The 14761-nt window shown below is 57.2% G+C and carries 14 protein-coding genes; 6 read left to right on the forward strand and 8 right to left on the reverse strand.

Translation table 11 applies throughout. The features are described 5' to 3' along the window. Positions 1-10 precede the first annotated feature (10 nt). Together nirD and nirB are read right to left on the reverse strand one after the other, a co-directional pair. The gene (gene nirD / locus ACMWLG_RS13190) at positions 11-337 is read right to left on the reverse strand and encodes a nitrite reductase small subunit NirD (RefSeq protein WP_023309475.1); all 327 of its coding nucleotides are present in this window, start codon (positions 335-337) and stop codon (positions 11-13) included. Further along, positions 334-2877: a nitrite reductase large subunit NirB gene (nirB, locus tag ACMWLG_RS13195; protein WP_045403383.1), complete on the reverse strand. Its 2544-nt coding sequence runs from the start codon at positions 2875-2877 to the stop codon at positions 334-336. Before nirB ends, nirD begins: the two co-directional genes overlap by 4 nt. Before the next feature lie 239 nt (positions 2878-3116). On the opposite strand from nirB, the gene ACMWLG_RS13200 reads away from it, so the two are divergent. Beyond that, complete coding sequence (locus tag ACMWLG_RS13200) at positions 3117-4433, forward strand: cytosine deaminase (RefSeq protein WP_045403386.1); 1317 nt, start codon at positions 3117-3119, stop codon at positions 4431-4433. A gap of 3 nt (positions 4434-4436) precedes the next feature. On the opposite strand, the gene tsgA is transcribed toward ACMWLG_RS13200, so the two are convergent. Further along, on the reverse strand, positions 4437-5621 hold the full coding sequence (gene tsgA, locus ACMWLG_RS13205; protein ID WP_045357612.1) for an MFS transporter TsgA: 1185 nt from the start codon (positions 5619-5621) through the stop codon (positions 4437-4439). Between the two features lie 279 nt (positions 5622-5900). Between tsgA and ppiA the strand changes: the two genes are divergently transcribed. The 4 genes from ppiA to argD all read left to right on the forward strand — a co-directional run bounded on the left by ppiA (position 5901) and on the right by argD (position 9066). After that, entirely contained in the window at positions 5901-6473 is a 573-nt protein-coding gene (ppiA, locus tag ACMWLG_RS13210; RefSeq protein ID WP_023309471.1) for a peptidylprolyl isomerase A, read from the forward strand. Between the two features lie 106 nt (positions 6474-6579). After that, positions 6580-7164, forward strand: a complete 585-nt coding sequence (locus ACMWLG_RS13215; protein WP_023309470.1) for a putative adenosine monophosphate-protein transferase Fic — start codon at positions 6580-6582, stop codon at positions 7162-7164. A 30-nt stretch (positions 7165-7194) separates the two neighbouring features. Beyond that, a complete protein-coding gene (gene pabA, locus ACMWLG_RS13220) occupies positions 7195-7758 on the forward strand; it encodes an aminodeoxychorismate synthase component 2 (protein ID WP_045403387.1) in 564 nt (187 codons plus the stop codon). A gap of 87 nt (positions 7759-7845) precedes the next feature. Next, positions 7846-9066, forward strand: a complete 1221-nt coding sequence (gene argD / locus ACMWLG_RS13225; RefSeq protein WP_171863420.1) for a bifunctional acetylornithine/succinyldiaminopimelate transaminase — start codon at positions 7846-7848, stop codon at positions 9064-9066. On the opposite strand, the gene ACMWLG_RS13230 is transcribed toward argD, so the two are convergent. Both ACMWLG_RS13230 and crp read right to left on the reverse strand, forming a co-directional pair. Beyond that, on the reverse strand, positions 9063-11150 hold the full coding sequence (locus ACMWLG_RS13230) for a YccS/YhfK family putative transporter (protein ID WP_039263093.1): 2088 nt from the start codon (positions 11148-11150) through the stop codon (positions 9063-9065). The two genes, argD and ACMWLG_RS13230, sit on opposite strands and share 4 nt — an antisense overlap. A gap of 57 nt (positions 11151-11207) precedes the next feature. Beyond that, complete coding sequence (crp, locus tag ACMWLG_RS13235; protein WP_000242758.1) at positions 11208-11840, reverse strand: cAMP-activated global transcriptional regulator CRP; 633 nt, start codon at positions 11838-11840, stop codon at positions 11208-11210. A gap of 311 nt (positions 11841-12151) precedes the next feature. Between crp and ACMWLG_RS13240 the strand changes: the two genes are divergently transcribed. Then, on the forward strand, positions 12152-12556 hold the full coding sequence (locus ACMWLG_RS13240; RefSeq protein WP_045403391.1) for an OsmC family protein: 405 nt from the start codon (positions 12152-12154) through the stop codon (positions 12554-12556). 66 nt (positions 12557-12622) lie between these two features. On the opposite strand, the gene ACMWLG_RS13245 is transcribed toward ACMWLG_RS13240, so the two are convergent. The 3 genes from ACMWLG_RS13245 to ACMWLG_RS13255 are packed head-to-tail and all read right to left on the reverse strand — an operon-like array spanning position 12623 to position 14760. Further along, entirely contained in the window at positions 12623-13492 is an 870-nt protein-coding gene (locus tag ACMWLG_RS13245; protein WP_023309465.1) for a phosphoribulokinase, read from the reverse strand. Positions 13493-13522: 30 nt separating this feature from the next. Further along, positions 13523-13741, reverse strand: a complete 219-nt coding sequence (locus ACMWLG_RS13250) for a YheU family protein (protein ID WP_008503016.1) — start codon at positions 13739-13741, stop codon at positions 13523-13525. Then, entirely contained in the window at positions 13738-14760 is a 1023-nt protein-coding gene (locus tag ACMWLG_RS13255; protein ID WP_039263094.1) for a hydrolase, read from the reverse strand. The genes ACMWLG_RS13250 and ACMWLG_RS13255 overlap by 4 nt, the downstream gene beginning before the upstream one ends. Position 14761: the final 1 nt, after the last annotated feature.

Genomic DNA, 14761 nt, shown 5'->3' on the forward strand with positions numbered 1-14761 from the left:
AGGCGGAGGATTAGCCTTTCAGCTGCACCTTGCCGTCCTTCACGCGGACATCATAGTGCTTCACTGAATGACTCTCATCTTCCATGCAGTATCCGTCGCTTAAGCGGAAACGCTGCTTTTTCAGCGGGCTGGCGACCCACAGTTCGCCCTGATGCTCGGCAATCAGTCCGCGGGAGAGCACGCTGGCCTCGAAGAACGGGTCGATATTGCTGATGGCAAAAACCTGTTCATCGTGGCGAGGGCGGAAAATCGCAACCTGCTCGCTTCCCAGCAGCGCGCATACGCCGGTGGCCGGGATGATGTCGTTAATATCGCAAATGTTTATCCACTGGCTCATGCGTTTTCCTCCACCAGCGTGACCGGAATTCGTTCATACGGTGTCGCCGGACGATGCTGTTCACGCTCCGGCACAACCTGTACGTTCGGGTCGCGCTGGGCGCTGTTGATGAAGTGTTTGAAGCGCGTCTGCGCCGCCGGGGTGTCGACGGTTTCAGTCCACTCGCAGATCACCGCCTCGCGCAGGCGCGCCATCTCCGCTTCCAGATGTTCTTTCAGACCCAGCTTGTCGTCGATGATCACCGATTTCAGGTAGTCGATACCGCCTTCCAGGTTATCGAGCCAGGAGGCGGTACGGGTCAGCTTATCGGCGGTGCGGATATAGAACATCATGAAGCGGTCGAGATACTGAATCAGCGTATCGCGATCGAGATCCGCCGCCAGCAGGTCCGCGTGGCGTGGCTTCATCCCGCCGTTGCCGCAGACGTACAGGTTCCAGCCTTTCTCGGTGGCGATGATACCCACGTCTTTACCCTGCGCTTCCGCACATTCGCGGGTACAGCCGGAGACGCCAAACTTCATTTTGTGCGGGGTGCGGATGCCTTTGTAGCGGTTTTCCAGCTCCACGCCGAAGCCCACGCTGTCGCCCACGCCGTAGCGGCACCAGGTGCTGCCCACGCAGGTTTTCGCCATGCGCAGCGCTTTGGCATACGCGTGCCCGGTTTCGAAGCCGGCTTCAATCAGCTGACGCCAGATTTCCGGCAGATCGTCTTTCTGCGCGCCAAACAGGCCGATACGCTGGGAGCCGGTGATTTTGGTGTACAGGTTAAATTCACGGGCGATACGACCCACGGCGACCAGCCCTTCCGGCGTGATTTCGCCCCCGGCGGAACGCGGGATCACGGAGTAGGTGCCGTCTTTCTGGATGTTCGCCAGGAAGTTGTCGTTGGTGTCCTGCAGCGGCGTATGCTCGGGCTTGAGCACGTACTCGTTCCAGCAGGAGGCCAGCAGGGAGCCGACGGTCGGTTTACACACTTCGCAGCCGTAGCCCTGACCGTGCTTCGCCAGCAGCTCGTCAAAGGACTTAATGCCCTCCACGCGGATCAGGTGGTACAGCTCCTGGCGAGAATACGCGAAGTGCTCGCACAGGTTGTTGTTCACTTCGATGCCCTGTTTTGCCAGCTCGGCGTTCAGCACCTGAGTGACCAGCGGAATACAGCCGCCGCAGCCGGTACCGGCTTTGGTTTCCGCTTTCAGCGCCGCCACGGTGTGGCAACCTTTGTTGATGGCGGAGATCAGCATGCCTTTGGTGACGTCGAAGCAGGAGCAAATTTGCGCGCTGTCCGGCAGTTTATCCACGCCGATAGACGGCTTGCCGCTGGACGCGTGCGCCGGGAGGATCAGCGCGTCCGGGTTTTCCGGCAACTCGATGGCGTTCAGCACCAGCTGCAGCAGGTTGCCGAAGTCGCTGGTGTCGCCCACCAGCACCGCACCGAGCAGAGTTTTGTTGTCCTGGCTAACGATGAGGCGTTTGTAGACTTCTTTGCTTTCGTCGAGATAGACATAGCTGCGAGCGCCGGCCGTGCGGCCATGCGCATCGCCAATGCCTCCCACGTCCACGCCCAGCAGCTTCAGCTTGGCGCTCATGTCTGCACCGGTAAACGCGTTTTCGCTGCCGAGGATATGGTCCACGGCGACCTGCGCCATTTTGTAGCCCGGCGCTACCAGACCGTAGACGCGGTTATTCCAGCTGGCGCATTCGCCAATCGCGTAGATATCCGGATCGGAGGTCTGGCAGGTGTCGTTGATCATGATCCCGCCGCGCTGCGCCACGGCCAGACCGCACTGGGTCGCCAGCTTGTCGCGCGGACGAATACCGGTGGAGAAGACGATGAAGTCCACTTCCAGCTCGCTGCCGTCGGCAAAGCGCATGGTTTTGCGCGCTTCAGTCCCTTCCTGAACGATCTCTTTGGTGTTCTTGCTGGTGTGAACCTTCACGCCCATGCTTTCGATTTTACGACGCAGCTGGTCACCGCCCATGTGGTCGAGCTGTTCGGCCATCAGCATCGGGGCAAATTCGATGACGTGGGTTTCAACGCCGAGGTTTTTCAGCGCGCCTGCCGCTTCCAGACCCAGCAGACCGCCGCCGACGACCGCGCCGCGACGGCTGCGACGGGCGCAGGATTCGATGGCGTTGAGGTCTTCAATGGTACGGTAGACGAAGCAATCCTGAGTTTCCGAGCCTTTGATCGGCGGGATCCACGGATAGGAGCCCGTCGCCATGATCAGCTTGTCGTAAAAAACCGTACGCCCGGCGCTGGAGTGGATCACTTTTTCCTGACGATTGATGGTGATAGCGCGTTCGCCCACCAGCACTTTTACGCCATGCTTCTCGTAGAAACCTTCGCGCACCAGAGAGAGCTCTTCGGCGGTATGATGGGAGAAGTAGGAAGACAGGTGTACACGGTCGTACGCCTTGCGGGGTTCTTCACAGAACACGGTAATATCGAACTGCTCAGCATCGGCCTTATCGAGAAGATCCTCAATAAAGCGGTGGCCGACCATGCCGTTACCGATGATAGCGAGTCTGACTTTGCTCATTATTGCCTCGATTTCTTTTCTATTATTGCCTACCTTAACGATTCAGCAGGGGCGCTTATTGATGCAAATCAAATACGTCTTCGCCTACCCCTTAGGTGGTATATGACTGATTTGTCAGGATTTTTATAAGTAGCGGAAATCGCAGGCTTTTCGTGCCCGTCGAATTTGTGTACAAATCAGGGGCAGTTTTGCCAAAATCGATACGCCTGAATATCAGCGGCATTTTTTAGGGGAAGGGTATGTCTACAGCACCGTTATGGCTTGTTCAGAATGTTCGTTTACCGGGTCAGGAAGGGCTGTGGCAGCTAGCCATTGAGAACGGGCGATTTGGTGACATCACCCCGATGGACGACACCCACGCCGAAAGTTATGAAGTATTGAACGCGCGCGGCGGGCTTGCGATCCCGCCGTTCATTGAGCCGCATATCCATCTTGATACGACCCAGACGGCGGGTGAGCCGAACTGGAACCAGTCCGGCACGCTTTTCGAAGGCATTGAGCGCTGGGCGGAACGCAAGGCGTTGCTCAGCCATGAGGATGTTAAAGCGCGCGCCTGGAAAACGCTGAAGTGGCAAATTGCCAACGGCATCCAGTTTGTCCGCACCCATGTGGATGTCTCTGACCCGACGCTCACCGCCCTGAAGGCGATGCTGGAGGTGAAGCAGGAGGTTGCCCCGTGGGTAACGCTGCAAATCGTCGCGTTCCCGCAGGAAGGTATCCTCTCTTACCCGAATGGCGCGGCGCTGCTGGAAGAGGCGTTAAGGCTGGGCGCCGACGTGGTGGGGGCGATCCCGCACTTCGAGTTCACCCGCGAGTATGGCGTACAGTCGCTGCATATCGCTTTTGAACTGGCGAAGAAGTATGACCGTCCGCTGGATATCCACTGCGATGAAATCGACGACGAGCAGTCGCGGTTTGTCGAGACGGTGGCAGCGCTAGCGTATGAGGCCGGCATTGGCCCGCGCGTGACGGCCAGCCACACCACCGCCATGCACTCCTACAACGGCGCTTACACCTCGCGGCTCTTCCGTCTGCTCAAAATGTCGGGAATTAACTTCGTCGCTAATCCGCTGGTCAATATCCACCTGCAGGGGCGCTTTGATGACTATCCGAAGCGCCGCGGCATCACCCGGGTGAAAGAGCTGCAGGAAGCGGGCATTAACGTCTGCTTCGGTCATGACGACGTCTTCGACCCGTGGTACCCGCTCGGCACCGGCAACATGCTGCAGGTGCTGCATATGGGGCTGCACGTCTGTCAGATGATGGGCTATCCGCAAATCGACAATGGCCTAAACCTGATCACCCACAACAGCGCCCGTACCTTCGGCCTGAGCGATTACGGTATTGAAACGGGGAATCCGGCGAACCTGATTATTCTGCCTGCCGAGAGCGGGTTTGAAGCGGTGCGCTGCCAGGTGCCGGTGCGCTGGTCGATTCGTCAGGGACGGGTGATCGCCACGACGCAGCTGGCGCAGACGTGGATCCAGATGGATATCGGAGGAGAAGAGGTAAGCTTTGCCAGAAACAGCCCCTCTGCCGAGCGCAAAGGGGCGTAGGGGTTAGTGAGACGCTGCTGCCGCGTTGTGCTGGCGGTGGCGGGTCACGAAGCCCAGGATGAAGCACATGATGAACACCACGGCATACAGACCGTTGGCGGTGTGCAGCGCCGCCAGCGGACCGCTGTGGGCGACGATCGGGCCGGTGACCACGAAGGTCAGCATGGTGCCGATGGTGCCGCAGGTCAGGACGAAGTTAACCAGCTTCGGCGAGGCCACTTTGGTCTGCAGAGAGCCCAGGGTGATGATCGAGGTATAAATGGCGCTGGAGAAGAAGCCCAGGGTCAGAATGAACCACGGCATATGCTCCGGTGAACCGTTGATGAACAGGTACATCAGCACGGTCGCCAGCCCGGCCAGCACGGTCAGAATGCGCTGAAGGTCGAAGAAGCGCAGGATGAAGCTAAACGCCCACATGCCAAACATGTAAGACATCCAGAAATCGCTCACCAGTTTACCCGCGTCGTTCAGGCTCATGCCCAGACCTTTGGCGTACTCCGGTACCCAGGAGATAAAGCCCAGCTGGCCCAGAATGTAGCACAGGGCGGCAACGGAGAGGAACAGCACGCCGATGCCCCATTTTTCTTTCGCAACGGGCTCGGCGGTGGTTTGCGCTTTCTTGCCCAGCACCGGGAATTCACAGCCGAAGGTCAGAATAAAGATCGCCACGTAGACCAGGCCGATGCAGGCATAGACCCAGTACCACTCGATGCTGCGCGCCAGCAGAACGGCCGCGACCATCGGGAAAATCATTCCGGCCATGCTGAAGAAGGAGTCGGTAAACAGCAGACGCGCGCCGCGCTGGCGGCCTTCATACATGTGGGTAATGAGGAACGTACCGATCGACATGGTGATCCCGCTCACCAGACCGAGCACGAACATGGCGGCGGAGAACAGGGCGATGCTGTGGCTCAGCATCAGGCCCGCCACGGCGGCGACCATCAGCACAAAGCCAAAACGCAGCTGGGTTTTCAGCGGGACGATTTCCATCAGCCAGGCATTCAGGAAGATAGAGATCAGGATCCCCGCGTTGAGGAAGGTGAAGGTGTTACTCATGCTGGAAACGGGCAGCTGGAAGTAGTCTGCGATATTCCCCATCACCATCCCGGTGACGATCACCAACGCGCCGGTCAGAGCGTAGGAGAAGAAGCTGATCCATGTGAGCTTGATGCGATTGCTGTTAGTCATGTCTGGCCTGTTCAGAAAAAGAAAAGCGCCCAGGAGGGCGCTGAGAGCGGGCAGATTTTAGACATCAAAGTGATCTATTCATATCTTTTAAGAGAAATTAGAACTTCATTGCATGTTTTTGTGTGATCTCGATCACACAAAATGGCGCCAAAGCCAACCGTTTGCGCGGTTACAACTGTTTCAATTTCGTAAAATTAGGTAAAAGGCTGGTCTCCGTTCATACTGCTCTTTAGAATCAAGCCATTCGCTTTTTATACTGCGCTTTGTTAAGGAATTCTCATGCTCAAATCAACACTGGCGGCTGTCGCAGCTGTGTTTGCTCTTTCTGCTGTTTCCCCTGCTGCGCTGGCAGCCAAAGGGGACCCTCACGTTCTGCTGACCACCTCCGCCGGGAACATTGAGCTGGAACTGAATAGCCAGAAAGCTCCGGTTTCTGTGAAAAACTTCCTCGACTACGTGAACAGTGGTTTCTATAACAACACCACCTTCCACCGCGTGATCCCAGGCTTTATGGTGCAGGGCGGCGGCTTCAACGAGCAGATGCAGCAGAAACAGCCTAACCCGCCAATCAAAAACGAAGCGGACAACGGCCTGCTGAACAAACGCGGCACCATCTCCATGGCGCGTACCGCAGACAAAGACAGCGCGACCAGCCAGTTCTTCCTGAACGTGGCGGATAACGCCTTCCTCGACCACGGTCAGCGCGACTTTGGCTATGCCGTTTTCGGTAAAATCGTGAAAGGGATGGACGTGGCCGACAAGATTTCTCAGGTGCCTACTCACGACGTCGGTCCGTATCAGAATGTGCCGTCAAAACCGGTGGTTATCCTCTCCGCAAAAGTTCTGCCGTAATTCTTCTGAACGCGGGCTTCTCCTGCCCGCATTCTGTAACCCTCCCTGCGAAAGCGCGTTTTGCTGCTTATACTTGTGGCAAACGGACTATTCAGGGAGGCGTTAAGTGAAAAAGCTCACCGACAAGCAAAAATCCCGTCTCTGGGAACAGCAGCGTAACGTCAATTTACAGGCCAGTTGTCTCCTTGAAAAAGGTAATGGTCCCTCAGAGCCCCATATTGAGACGCTGGAGCTTGGGCCTTCCGCGCCCGGGTTGCCCCATCTGTGCCTTATTCATCGTCATTTGTACCGCAGCGAGATGAAGCGGGCAGGTGAGTTCCGCACTGACGATATTTTTAAGGGTGACATTCCTTTCTGCCATTTCGAATACATCGAGAAGATGGGTAACGAGCTGATGGCGGCGCTGGAAAGCGAAAAGTATCTCGTGGGTCTTGAGAAAGCGGCGTTTGTTGACCGGGTTAGCCACTATTACTGCGAAATCAACATGCTACATCCGTTTATGCGCGGCAACGGTATTGCCCAACGCGTTTTCTTCGAGCAGCTGGCGCTCCACGCGGGCTACTCGCTGGACTGGCGCGATATCGATCCCGACCAGTGGGTGGCGGCTAACCGAAGCGGCGCAACGGGAGATTTAACCGCGCTAAACGCTATCTTTGCCAAAGTAGTGAGCGAAGCGCGGGAATCTGAGTAGAATAGGGCGGCATTTTTTTCGGGAGCCGCCATGATTCTGCTGATTGATAACTACGATTCCTTCACCTGGAACCTTTACCAGTATTTTTGTGAACTGGGTGCAGAGGTGGTTGTCCGCCGTAACGACGAGATCGGACTGGCCGATATCGGGACGCTGGCTCCGCAGAAAATCGTGATTTCTCCTGGGCCGTGTACGCCGTCGGAATCGGGTATTTCTCTGGATGCTATCCAGTACTATGCCGGCAAGCTGCCGATCCTGGGCGTCTGTCTGGGCCATCAGGCGATTGCCCAGGCGTTTGGTGCCACCATCGTGCGCGCCGAGAAAGTGATGCACGGTAAAACCTCTCCGGTCACCCACGCCGGCACCGGGGTATTCACGGGGCTCAATAATCCGCTAACCGTGACGCGCTACCATTCCCTGGTGATTGACCCGTCGACCCTGCCCGACTGCTTTGAGGTGACCGCCTGGAGCGATACGCAGGAGATCATGGGGATTCGCCACCGCGAATGGGACCTCGAAGGCGTGCAGTTCCACCCGGAAAGCATCCTCAGCGAGCAGGGGCACGCGCTGCTGGCAAATTTCCTCAATCGCTGAATATCTGTTGCCTTGCTGTGATTTTTTATGCATATTTTGTGATTATATTTTCACAATAACTGTGACATAAAAATGGATGGTCATGACATGGCAACTGAACAACCAGCAATAACCCGCGCGACATTCGATGAAGTGATCCTGCCGATTTATGCACCGGCTGAGTTTATCCCGGTGAAGGGAAAGGGCAGCCGCGTCTGGGATCAGCAGGGGAAAGAGTATGTGGATTTCGCGGGCGGTATTGCGGTCACGGCGCTGGGTCATTGCCATCCCGCGCTGGTTGAGGCGCTGAAAACCCAGGGCGAAACCCTGTGGCACACCAGCAACGTGTTCACCAACGAACCGGCGCTGCGCCTGGGCCGCAAGATCATTGATGCGACCTTTGCCGAGCGCGTGCTGTTTATGAACTCCGGCACCGAAGCCAACGAAACCGCTTTTAAGCTGGCGCGCTACTACGCAACAACGCGCCACAGCCCGTACAAAACCAAAATCATCGCCTTCCACAATGCCTTCCACGGACGCTCCTTCTTTACCGTCTCCGTTGGCGGCCAGCCAAAGTATTCTGACGGGTTTGGCCCGAAGCCAGCCGATATCGTCCACGTGCCGTTTAACGATCTGCACGCGGTGAAAGCGGTCATGGACGATCACACCTGCGCGGTAGTCGTTGAGCCGATCCAGGGTGAAGGCGGCGTGACGGCGGCAACTCCGGAATTCCTGAAAGGGCTGCGCGAGCTGTGCGACGAACATCAGGCGCTGCTGGTCTTTGATGAAGTGCAGTGCGGGATGGGGCGTACCGGCGATCTGTTCGCGTATATGCACTACGGCGTTACGCCGGACATCCTGACCAGCGCCAAAGCGCTCGGCGGTGGTTTCCCGGTGAGTGCGGTACTGACGACGCAGGAGATCGCCTCCGCGTTCCACGTCGGCTCTCACGGCTCTACCTACGGCGGTAACCCGCTGGCGACCGCCGTGGCGGGCGCTGCATTCGACATTATCAACACGCCGGAGGTGTTGAACGCCGTGAGCGCGAAGCGCGAGCTGTTCGTAAAACACCTGCAAAAGATTGATGAGCAGTACGATGTGTTCAGCGAAATCCGCGGGATGGGGCTGTTGATTGGCGCCGAGCTGAAGCCGCAGTACAAAGGTCGCGCGCGCGACTTCCTGCACGCCGCCGCGCACGAAGGAGTGATGGTGCTCAATGCCGGGCCGGACGTGATGCGCTTTGCGCCGTCGCTGGTGGTAGAAGACAAAGACATCGAAGAGGGGTTAACCCGCTTTGCCTCGGCGGTCGCGAAGATCGTTAAAGGCTAATACTCGGTTCGCTTTAACCGGCGCGTTAACCAAATGCCGTGATGCGGACGCTGACGCCATGCCACCGACGAAATGGTGTGCATGGTGTTCAGATGCCCCAGAACGCGCTGCAAATGCTGCTCCAGCGTGCTCATTGGCCCGTGGGTTAACGTCTCCGGCGCTTCCAGAATGTTTGAGTCGCCCGACTCGCCCGGCGCGTCATACTCCAGACGCTGCTGACACCTCTGCAACGCAATTTCACACGACTGCAAATAGCGCTGCGCCAGATCCGGCGTCAGCATCGTGTGCTCGCGCGCCAGCGTGGTCATGGCGTTAATGTGCTCGACGATAAACTGGCTGTGCGTCACCCAGAGCTTCATGTCTGCCAGATAGTGCGAGTTAAAGCCCGGCTCCTGCATCGCCTGGTTGAGCGAGTTAAACAGGGCGTTGTGCGCCTGGTTGACCTTCATCCGCTGATAGGCCAGCGGGGAGGGCTGCGGGTCGTCGCTCAGGATCAGGCGAATAGCCTGCTGGTCGGCTTCCAGCGCGTCGTGGGCGTTCTGCCTCAGCAGCCCGCTCTGCCACTGCGGCCACAGCCAGACCATTCCGCCAAAGGCAATCAGGCAGCCGATCAGGGTATCAATCAGCCTGGCGACAATAAACTGTTCGCCATTGAGCGTGAGCAGCTGCAGGGTATATACCGCCGTCACCGTAAAGCCCACCATCGCCCAGCCGTAATTTTTGCGGATAATCAGGTAGCTCACCAGCGTGATCGCCAGCATGCCTGCCAGAGTATAGCCTTCCGGCACGTGGAAGTGCAGCGTCACGCCCGCAATGATCAGCCCGGCCATGGTGCCGCCTGCCCGATGCAAAATACGCACCCGCGTGGCGCCGTATCCGTTCTGGGTGACAAACAGCACGGTCATTAAGATCCAGTACGGTTTCGGCAGGTGCAGCGCCATGCCCATCAGGCTGGCGGTACTGAGCATAACGCTAATCCTGGCGGCGTTGCGCAGGGCGGACGATTTAAGGGAAAGATAGCTTTTGAGCGCGGGCAATAACGGAAGCCGTTTTTGCTTATCCGCCATCAGGTCGCGGGGATAAAGCGGGCGCTGCGTGCGCAACACGCGGGCGATGCGGCTGAAGTGCCAGGCGGCAAACTGGCCGACCGGGTTATCGGGATGCTGGCGGGCGATTTTCTCCAGCGCGCCCAGCTGTTTTTCCATGTTAAAGCGCGTGGGGTAGCGGTGATAAAGAATATCGTCAGCCAGCACGCGCAGACGTGCGGACACGGTTTGTGCGTTCCAGCGGATCACCGCTTCGGCGTGGCTGCGCTCGACCAGCTTTTGCACCTCCTGCGGGTGATGAAGGCTTACGGAGATGTGCTCCTGCAGATCCAGCCCGACCTGGAAGGTGCGCAGCAGCCGTTTGTATTCGTGGTTCTTGTTGGCGGCGAGCATATGCAGCTGCTGATAGCACTGGCTTATGAGATCCACCACCTTCTGCTGGCGCGTCAGCAGCGGCGGTAAGGATTTTTCCGGGTCGGTATGCTGGGTGAGCAGGGTATATTTGGCCTCGCAGTAATCCGCAAGCTGCACATAGAGCAGGCTCAGGGATTCACGCAGCGGCTGTTCGCGCCACAGCCAGAACCAAAACCAGTTAAACAGCCCGTACCATAATGTTCCCAGGGCGTAGATCAGCAGCGGCTCCCACACCGGCATGTTCCCGGCGAGGCTCAGCGTGAAAATAGCCGCAATCAGCGAGGCGGGAAGCAGGCGGGCGTGCAGCGAACTGATTTCCGCCGTGACGCCGAGCGTCATCGCCAGCACGGTCAGGATCAGCGGCAGCGGGATATCCCGGGCAAGCAGAAGCTGCACGGCGAGGCTACAGCCGGCAAACAGGCAGCCACCGATAATCAGGCGTTTGAAAAAGCGCTTATGCGGCGTGTCCAGACCGGCGATGTTGCAGCAGGCGGGTACGAGGGAAAACAGCAGGCCTTGCTGAAGATGTCCGAGGATCAGGCCTATGGCCACAGGAAGACACAACACCAGCGTTTGCCGCAGTGCGTAGTTAACTTCCGGGTGATAGATCAGCCTGCGCCACATGGGGAGTAGAGACAAAAACGGCGTGACACCTTGCGATGGCACGCCGTTTAAGCGGAATTAACGCGTTCCGTAGACCACGATGGTTTTACCGTGGGCGGAGATCAGGTTTTGATCTTCCAGCATTTTCAGGATACGGCCCACTGTTTCACGGGAGCAACCGACGATCTGACCAATTTCCTGACGGGTAATTTTAATTTGCATGCCGTCCGGGTGGGTCATAGCGTCTGGCTGTTTCGCCAGGTTCAACAGGGTTTGTGCGATACGTCCGGTAACGTCCAGGAAGGCGAGGTTACCCACTTTCTCTGACGTGACCTGCAGACGGCGCGCCATCTGGGAAGAAAGACGCATCAGGATGTCAGGGTTAACCTGAATCAGCTGACGGAACTTCTTGTAAGAAATTTCAGCCACTTCACATGCTGTCTTTGCACGAACCCAGGCGCTACGTTCCTGGCCCTCTTCAAACAGGCCCAGTTCACCGATGAAATCGCCCTGGTTCAGATAAGAAAGGATCATCTCTTTCCCTTCTTCATCTTTGATCAGCACTGCCACCGAGCCTTTAACGATGTAATACAACGTTTCCGCTTTTTCACCCTGGTGAATCAGCGTGCTCTTCGATGGGTACTTATGAATGTGGCAATGAGACAAGAACCATTCGAGAGTCGGGTCTGTTTGCGGTTTGCCAAGCACCATGCGCTGTTATCCTCTGTTATAAGCTATCACCAGAGTCATCAGATGCATCCGGACTCTGGGGTTGCAATCGAATTCTTACCCATACCCTGGGAAGTCGGCTACCGTAACGTTTCGCAGCCAGTAAAGTTTGATGTCCTCTGCATACATGTGTAACGTCAATGTATTACTGTAGCATCCAGAGTGTTTTAGCATAGCTTTCGCCGCGTGTCTCCTGGTGTCTCGCTTCAGCATGATGCAGGTCGCCTTCCATTGCGAGAAATGTAACGCACGCGTAATCTGTCACCAAAAATGCAACGTTGGAGTTTAAGAATATGCAAGCGCGCGTGAAATGGGTTGAAGGTTTAACGTTCCTGGGCGAGTCCGCGTCAGGGCACCAGATTTTGATGGACGGTAACTCCGGCGATAAAGCACCCAGCCCAATGGAAATGGTGCTGATGGCGGCAGGCGGATGCAGCGCAATTGACGTGGTGTCGATTCTGCAGAAAGGACGTCATAACGTGACGGATTGTGAGGTTAAACTCACGTCAGAGCGTCGCGAAGAGGCGCCACGCCTGTTCACCCATATTAACCTGCACTTTGTGGTCACCGGTAAAGAGCTGAAAGACGCGGCGGTCTCACGTGCGGTGGACCTGTCTGCGGAGAAGTACTGCTCAGTGGCGTTAATGCTGGAGAAAGCGGTAAAAATCACGCATTCGTATGAAGTGATCGAGGCGTGATTGTTGGGGCATCGTGCGTGTTGATGCTCTCACCCTAACCCTCTCCCACAGGGAGAGGGAACATGCTCACGCGATCTGCTTCCCTTCCATCAGTCGCTCCACCAGCGGCGTCATGATGAGCTCCATCGCCAGCCCCATTTTTCCGCCCGGCACGACTAACGTATTCATGTGCGAAATAAACGAGCCCTGCAGCATTGCCAGCAGCCACGGGTAATCAATGCCTTCGAGATTGCGGAAATGGATCACCACAAAGCTCTCATCCAACGACGGGATGCTTTTAGCGGCAAACGGGTTGGAGGTGTCCACCGTCGGCACGCGCTGGAAGTTGATATGGGTGCGGGAGAACTGCGGCGTCAGGAAGTTGATGTAATCTTCCATGGAGCGTACCACCGAGTCCATTACCGCCTCTCGCGAATGGCCACGTTCGCTCATGTCGCGCGTCAGCTTCTGGATCCACTCCAGGTTTACGATAGGAACCACGCCGACCAGCAGATCCACGTGGCGCGCCACGTCGTGTTGAGGCGTGACCACACCGCCGTGCAAACCTTCGTAAAACAGGACGTCGGTGGGTTCCGGCAGCGGCTGCCAGGGGGTAAAGGTGCCCGGCACCTGATTCCAGGGTACGGCTTCATCATAGGTGTGCAGATACTTGCGGGACTGCCCTTTGCCGCTCTTACCGTACTCTATAAAGGTTTGTTCCAGCAGGCCGAAGTCATTGGCTTCCGGGCCGAAGTAGCTGATGTGTTTACCCGAATCGCGCGCCTTACGAATGGCCATGTCCATCTCCGGACGCGTGTAGCGGTGAAAGCTGTCGCCTTCGACCTCCGCCGCACGGAGATTCAGCTGGGCGAAAATCTTGCGAAATGCGAGGCTGGTGGTGGTGGTTCCCGCACCACTCGACCCCGTAACGGCAATAACCGGATGTCTGGCAGACATAGCAACTCCCTGACTGAAAAGGGTGGAAGATCAGCCGTGAAACGCGTTGCGGGGCATGATATTGACCGTCTCATGCAGTTCTGACCACACCAGCACCACGTCGCCGCTTTTCAGCTGGCGCTTAACATCGTTGACCTTTTGCTCAAGCGAGCGTTCCTGTTCACCATAATCGGTGCCTTCGCGTAATACAAAGCTTTCAATCAGATTATCGAGCGTTTCGGGAGCCAGATCCTGCCAGGGAATAATCATTTTGCACCGTCCAGATAAGGGGTCAGCCAGTCAGGAATACGCGCCTCAAGCCACATTTTCGGGCGGCGCAGCGTGCCGCCGATAAACCCGACGTGGCCGCCATGCTCGGTCAACTGATAGTGAACGTTGTCGGGCAGGAATTCCTGAGCGGGGATCGAGTGATGATCCATAAACGGGTCATCTTTGGCATGAATAATCAACGTTGGCTGCGTGATCTTGCTGAGCAGCGGCATGGCGCTGCACTGACGATAATAGTCAATCGCATCGGCGAAGCCGTGGATTTTCGCGGTGATCAGGTCGTCGAACTCACGGATACGACGCACCTTTTTCAGCTGGCGCAGGCTGACCGGCAGGGTATCCGGGTAGGCCTTCAGCTTACGCGCCGCGTTGGCCTTCAAAAGGTTGAGCAGGTAGCGCTGATAGACGCGGGAAAAGCCCTTATCCATGTGGTAGCTGCACTGCTCGAGCATAAACGGCGCGGAGACAATGACGGCGGCATCCAGCGGGACGCTTTCGCCCTCTTTGGCCAGCAGACAGGCCAGCATATTGCCGCCCAGCGAGTAGCCCACGGCGGCCGTTGGCACGGTGCCATAATTTTCCCGCAGCCAGTGTAAAAACCACGTCCCGTCTTCGGTTTCACCCGAGTGATAAATGCGTTTCTGACGATTCGGTTCGCCGCTGCAGCCGCGAAAATGCATCACCACGCCGAGCCAGCCGCGCGCTTTTGCCGCCTCAATTAGCCCATGCGCATACGGGCTGTGCAGGCTGCCTTCCAGACCGTGGAAAACCACCAGACGCGGCTTATGGCGAGCCTGTTCAGGCGCTTCGCTCCAGGCGAGATCCAGAAAATCACCGTCTGGCAGGTCAAGCCGTTGCCAGTGCGGGGTGAACTGAACCTTGCGGCGGATCAGTCGCGGCAGCATGGTCTGCAAATGGGGATTGGCCACGCCGCGCATAGGCACGAACTCAGTGCTGTCTTCGGCCGCAATGTCGAAGTCTGATGGAATGATTTGGGTCATA

It is taken from the genome of Enterobacter sp. 01-M-02-SI-ECC (genome assembly GCF_047530595.1).
GTDB classification, from domain to species: Bacteria; Pseudomonadota; Gammaproteobacteria; order Enterobacterales; family Enterobacteriaceae; genus Enterobacter; species Enterobacter cloacae_M.

Excerpts from the sequence above, each read along its gene's own strand:
- nirB (WP_045403383.1), bottom strand. The coding sequence starts at position 2,877 with ATGAGCAAAGTCAGACTCGCTATCATCGGTAACGGCATGGTCGGCCAC.
- ACMWLG_RS13255 (WP_039263094.1), bottom strand. The coding sequence starts at position 14,760 with ATGACCCAAATCATTCCATCAGACTTCGACATTGCGGCCGAAGACAGC.
- nirD (WP_023309475.1), bottom strand. The coding sequence starts at position 337 with ATGAGCCAGTGGATAAACATTTGCGATATTAACGACATCATCCCGGCC.
- ACMWLG_RS13240 (WP_045403391.1), top strand. The coding sequence starts at position 12,152 with ATGCAAGCGCGCGTGAAATGGGTTGAAGGTTTAACGTTCCTGGGCGAG.
- pabA (WP_045403387.1), top strand. The coding sequence starts at position 7,195 with ATGATTCTGCTGATTGATAACTACGATTCCTTCACCTGGAACCTTTAC.
- crp (WP_000242758.1), bottom strand. The coding sequence starts at position 11,840 with ATGGTGCTTGGCAAACCGCAAACAGACCCGACTCTCGAATGGTTCTTG.
- ppiA (WP_023309471.1), top strand. The coding sequence starts at position 5,901 with ATGCTCAAATCAACACTGGCGGCTGTCGCAGCTGTGTTTGCTCTTTCT.
- ACMWLG_RS13200 (WP_045403386.1), top strand. The coding sequence starts at position 3,117 with ATGTCTACAGCACCGTTATGGCTTGTTCAGAATGTTCGTTTACCGGGT.
- argD (WP_171863420.1), top strand. The coding sequence starts at position 7,846 with ATGGCAACTGAACAACCAGCAATAACCCGCGCGACATTCGATGAAGTG.
- ACMWLG_RS13245 (WP_023309465.1), bottom strand. The coding sequence starts at position 13,492 with ATGTCTGCCAGACATCCGGTTATTGCCGTTACGGGGTCGAGTGGTGCG.
- ACMWLG_RS13250 (WP_008503016.1), bottom strand. The coding sequence starts at position 13,741 with ATGATTATTCCCTGGCAGGATCTGGCTCCCGAAACGCTCGATAATCTG.
- tsgA (WP_045357612.1), bottom strand. The coding sequence starts at position 5,621 with ATGACTAACAGCAATCGCATCAAGCTCACATGGATCAGCTTCTTCTCC.
- ACMWLG_RS13230 (WP_039263093.1), bottom strand. The coding sequence starts at position 11,150 with ATGTGGCGCAGGCTGATCTATCACCCGGAAGTTAACTACGCACTGCGG.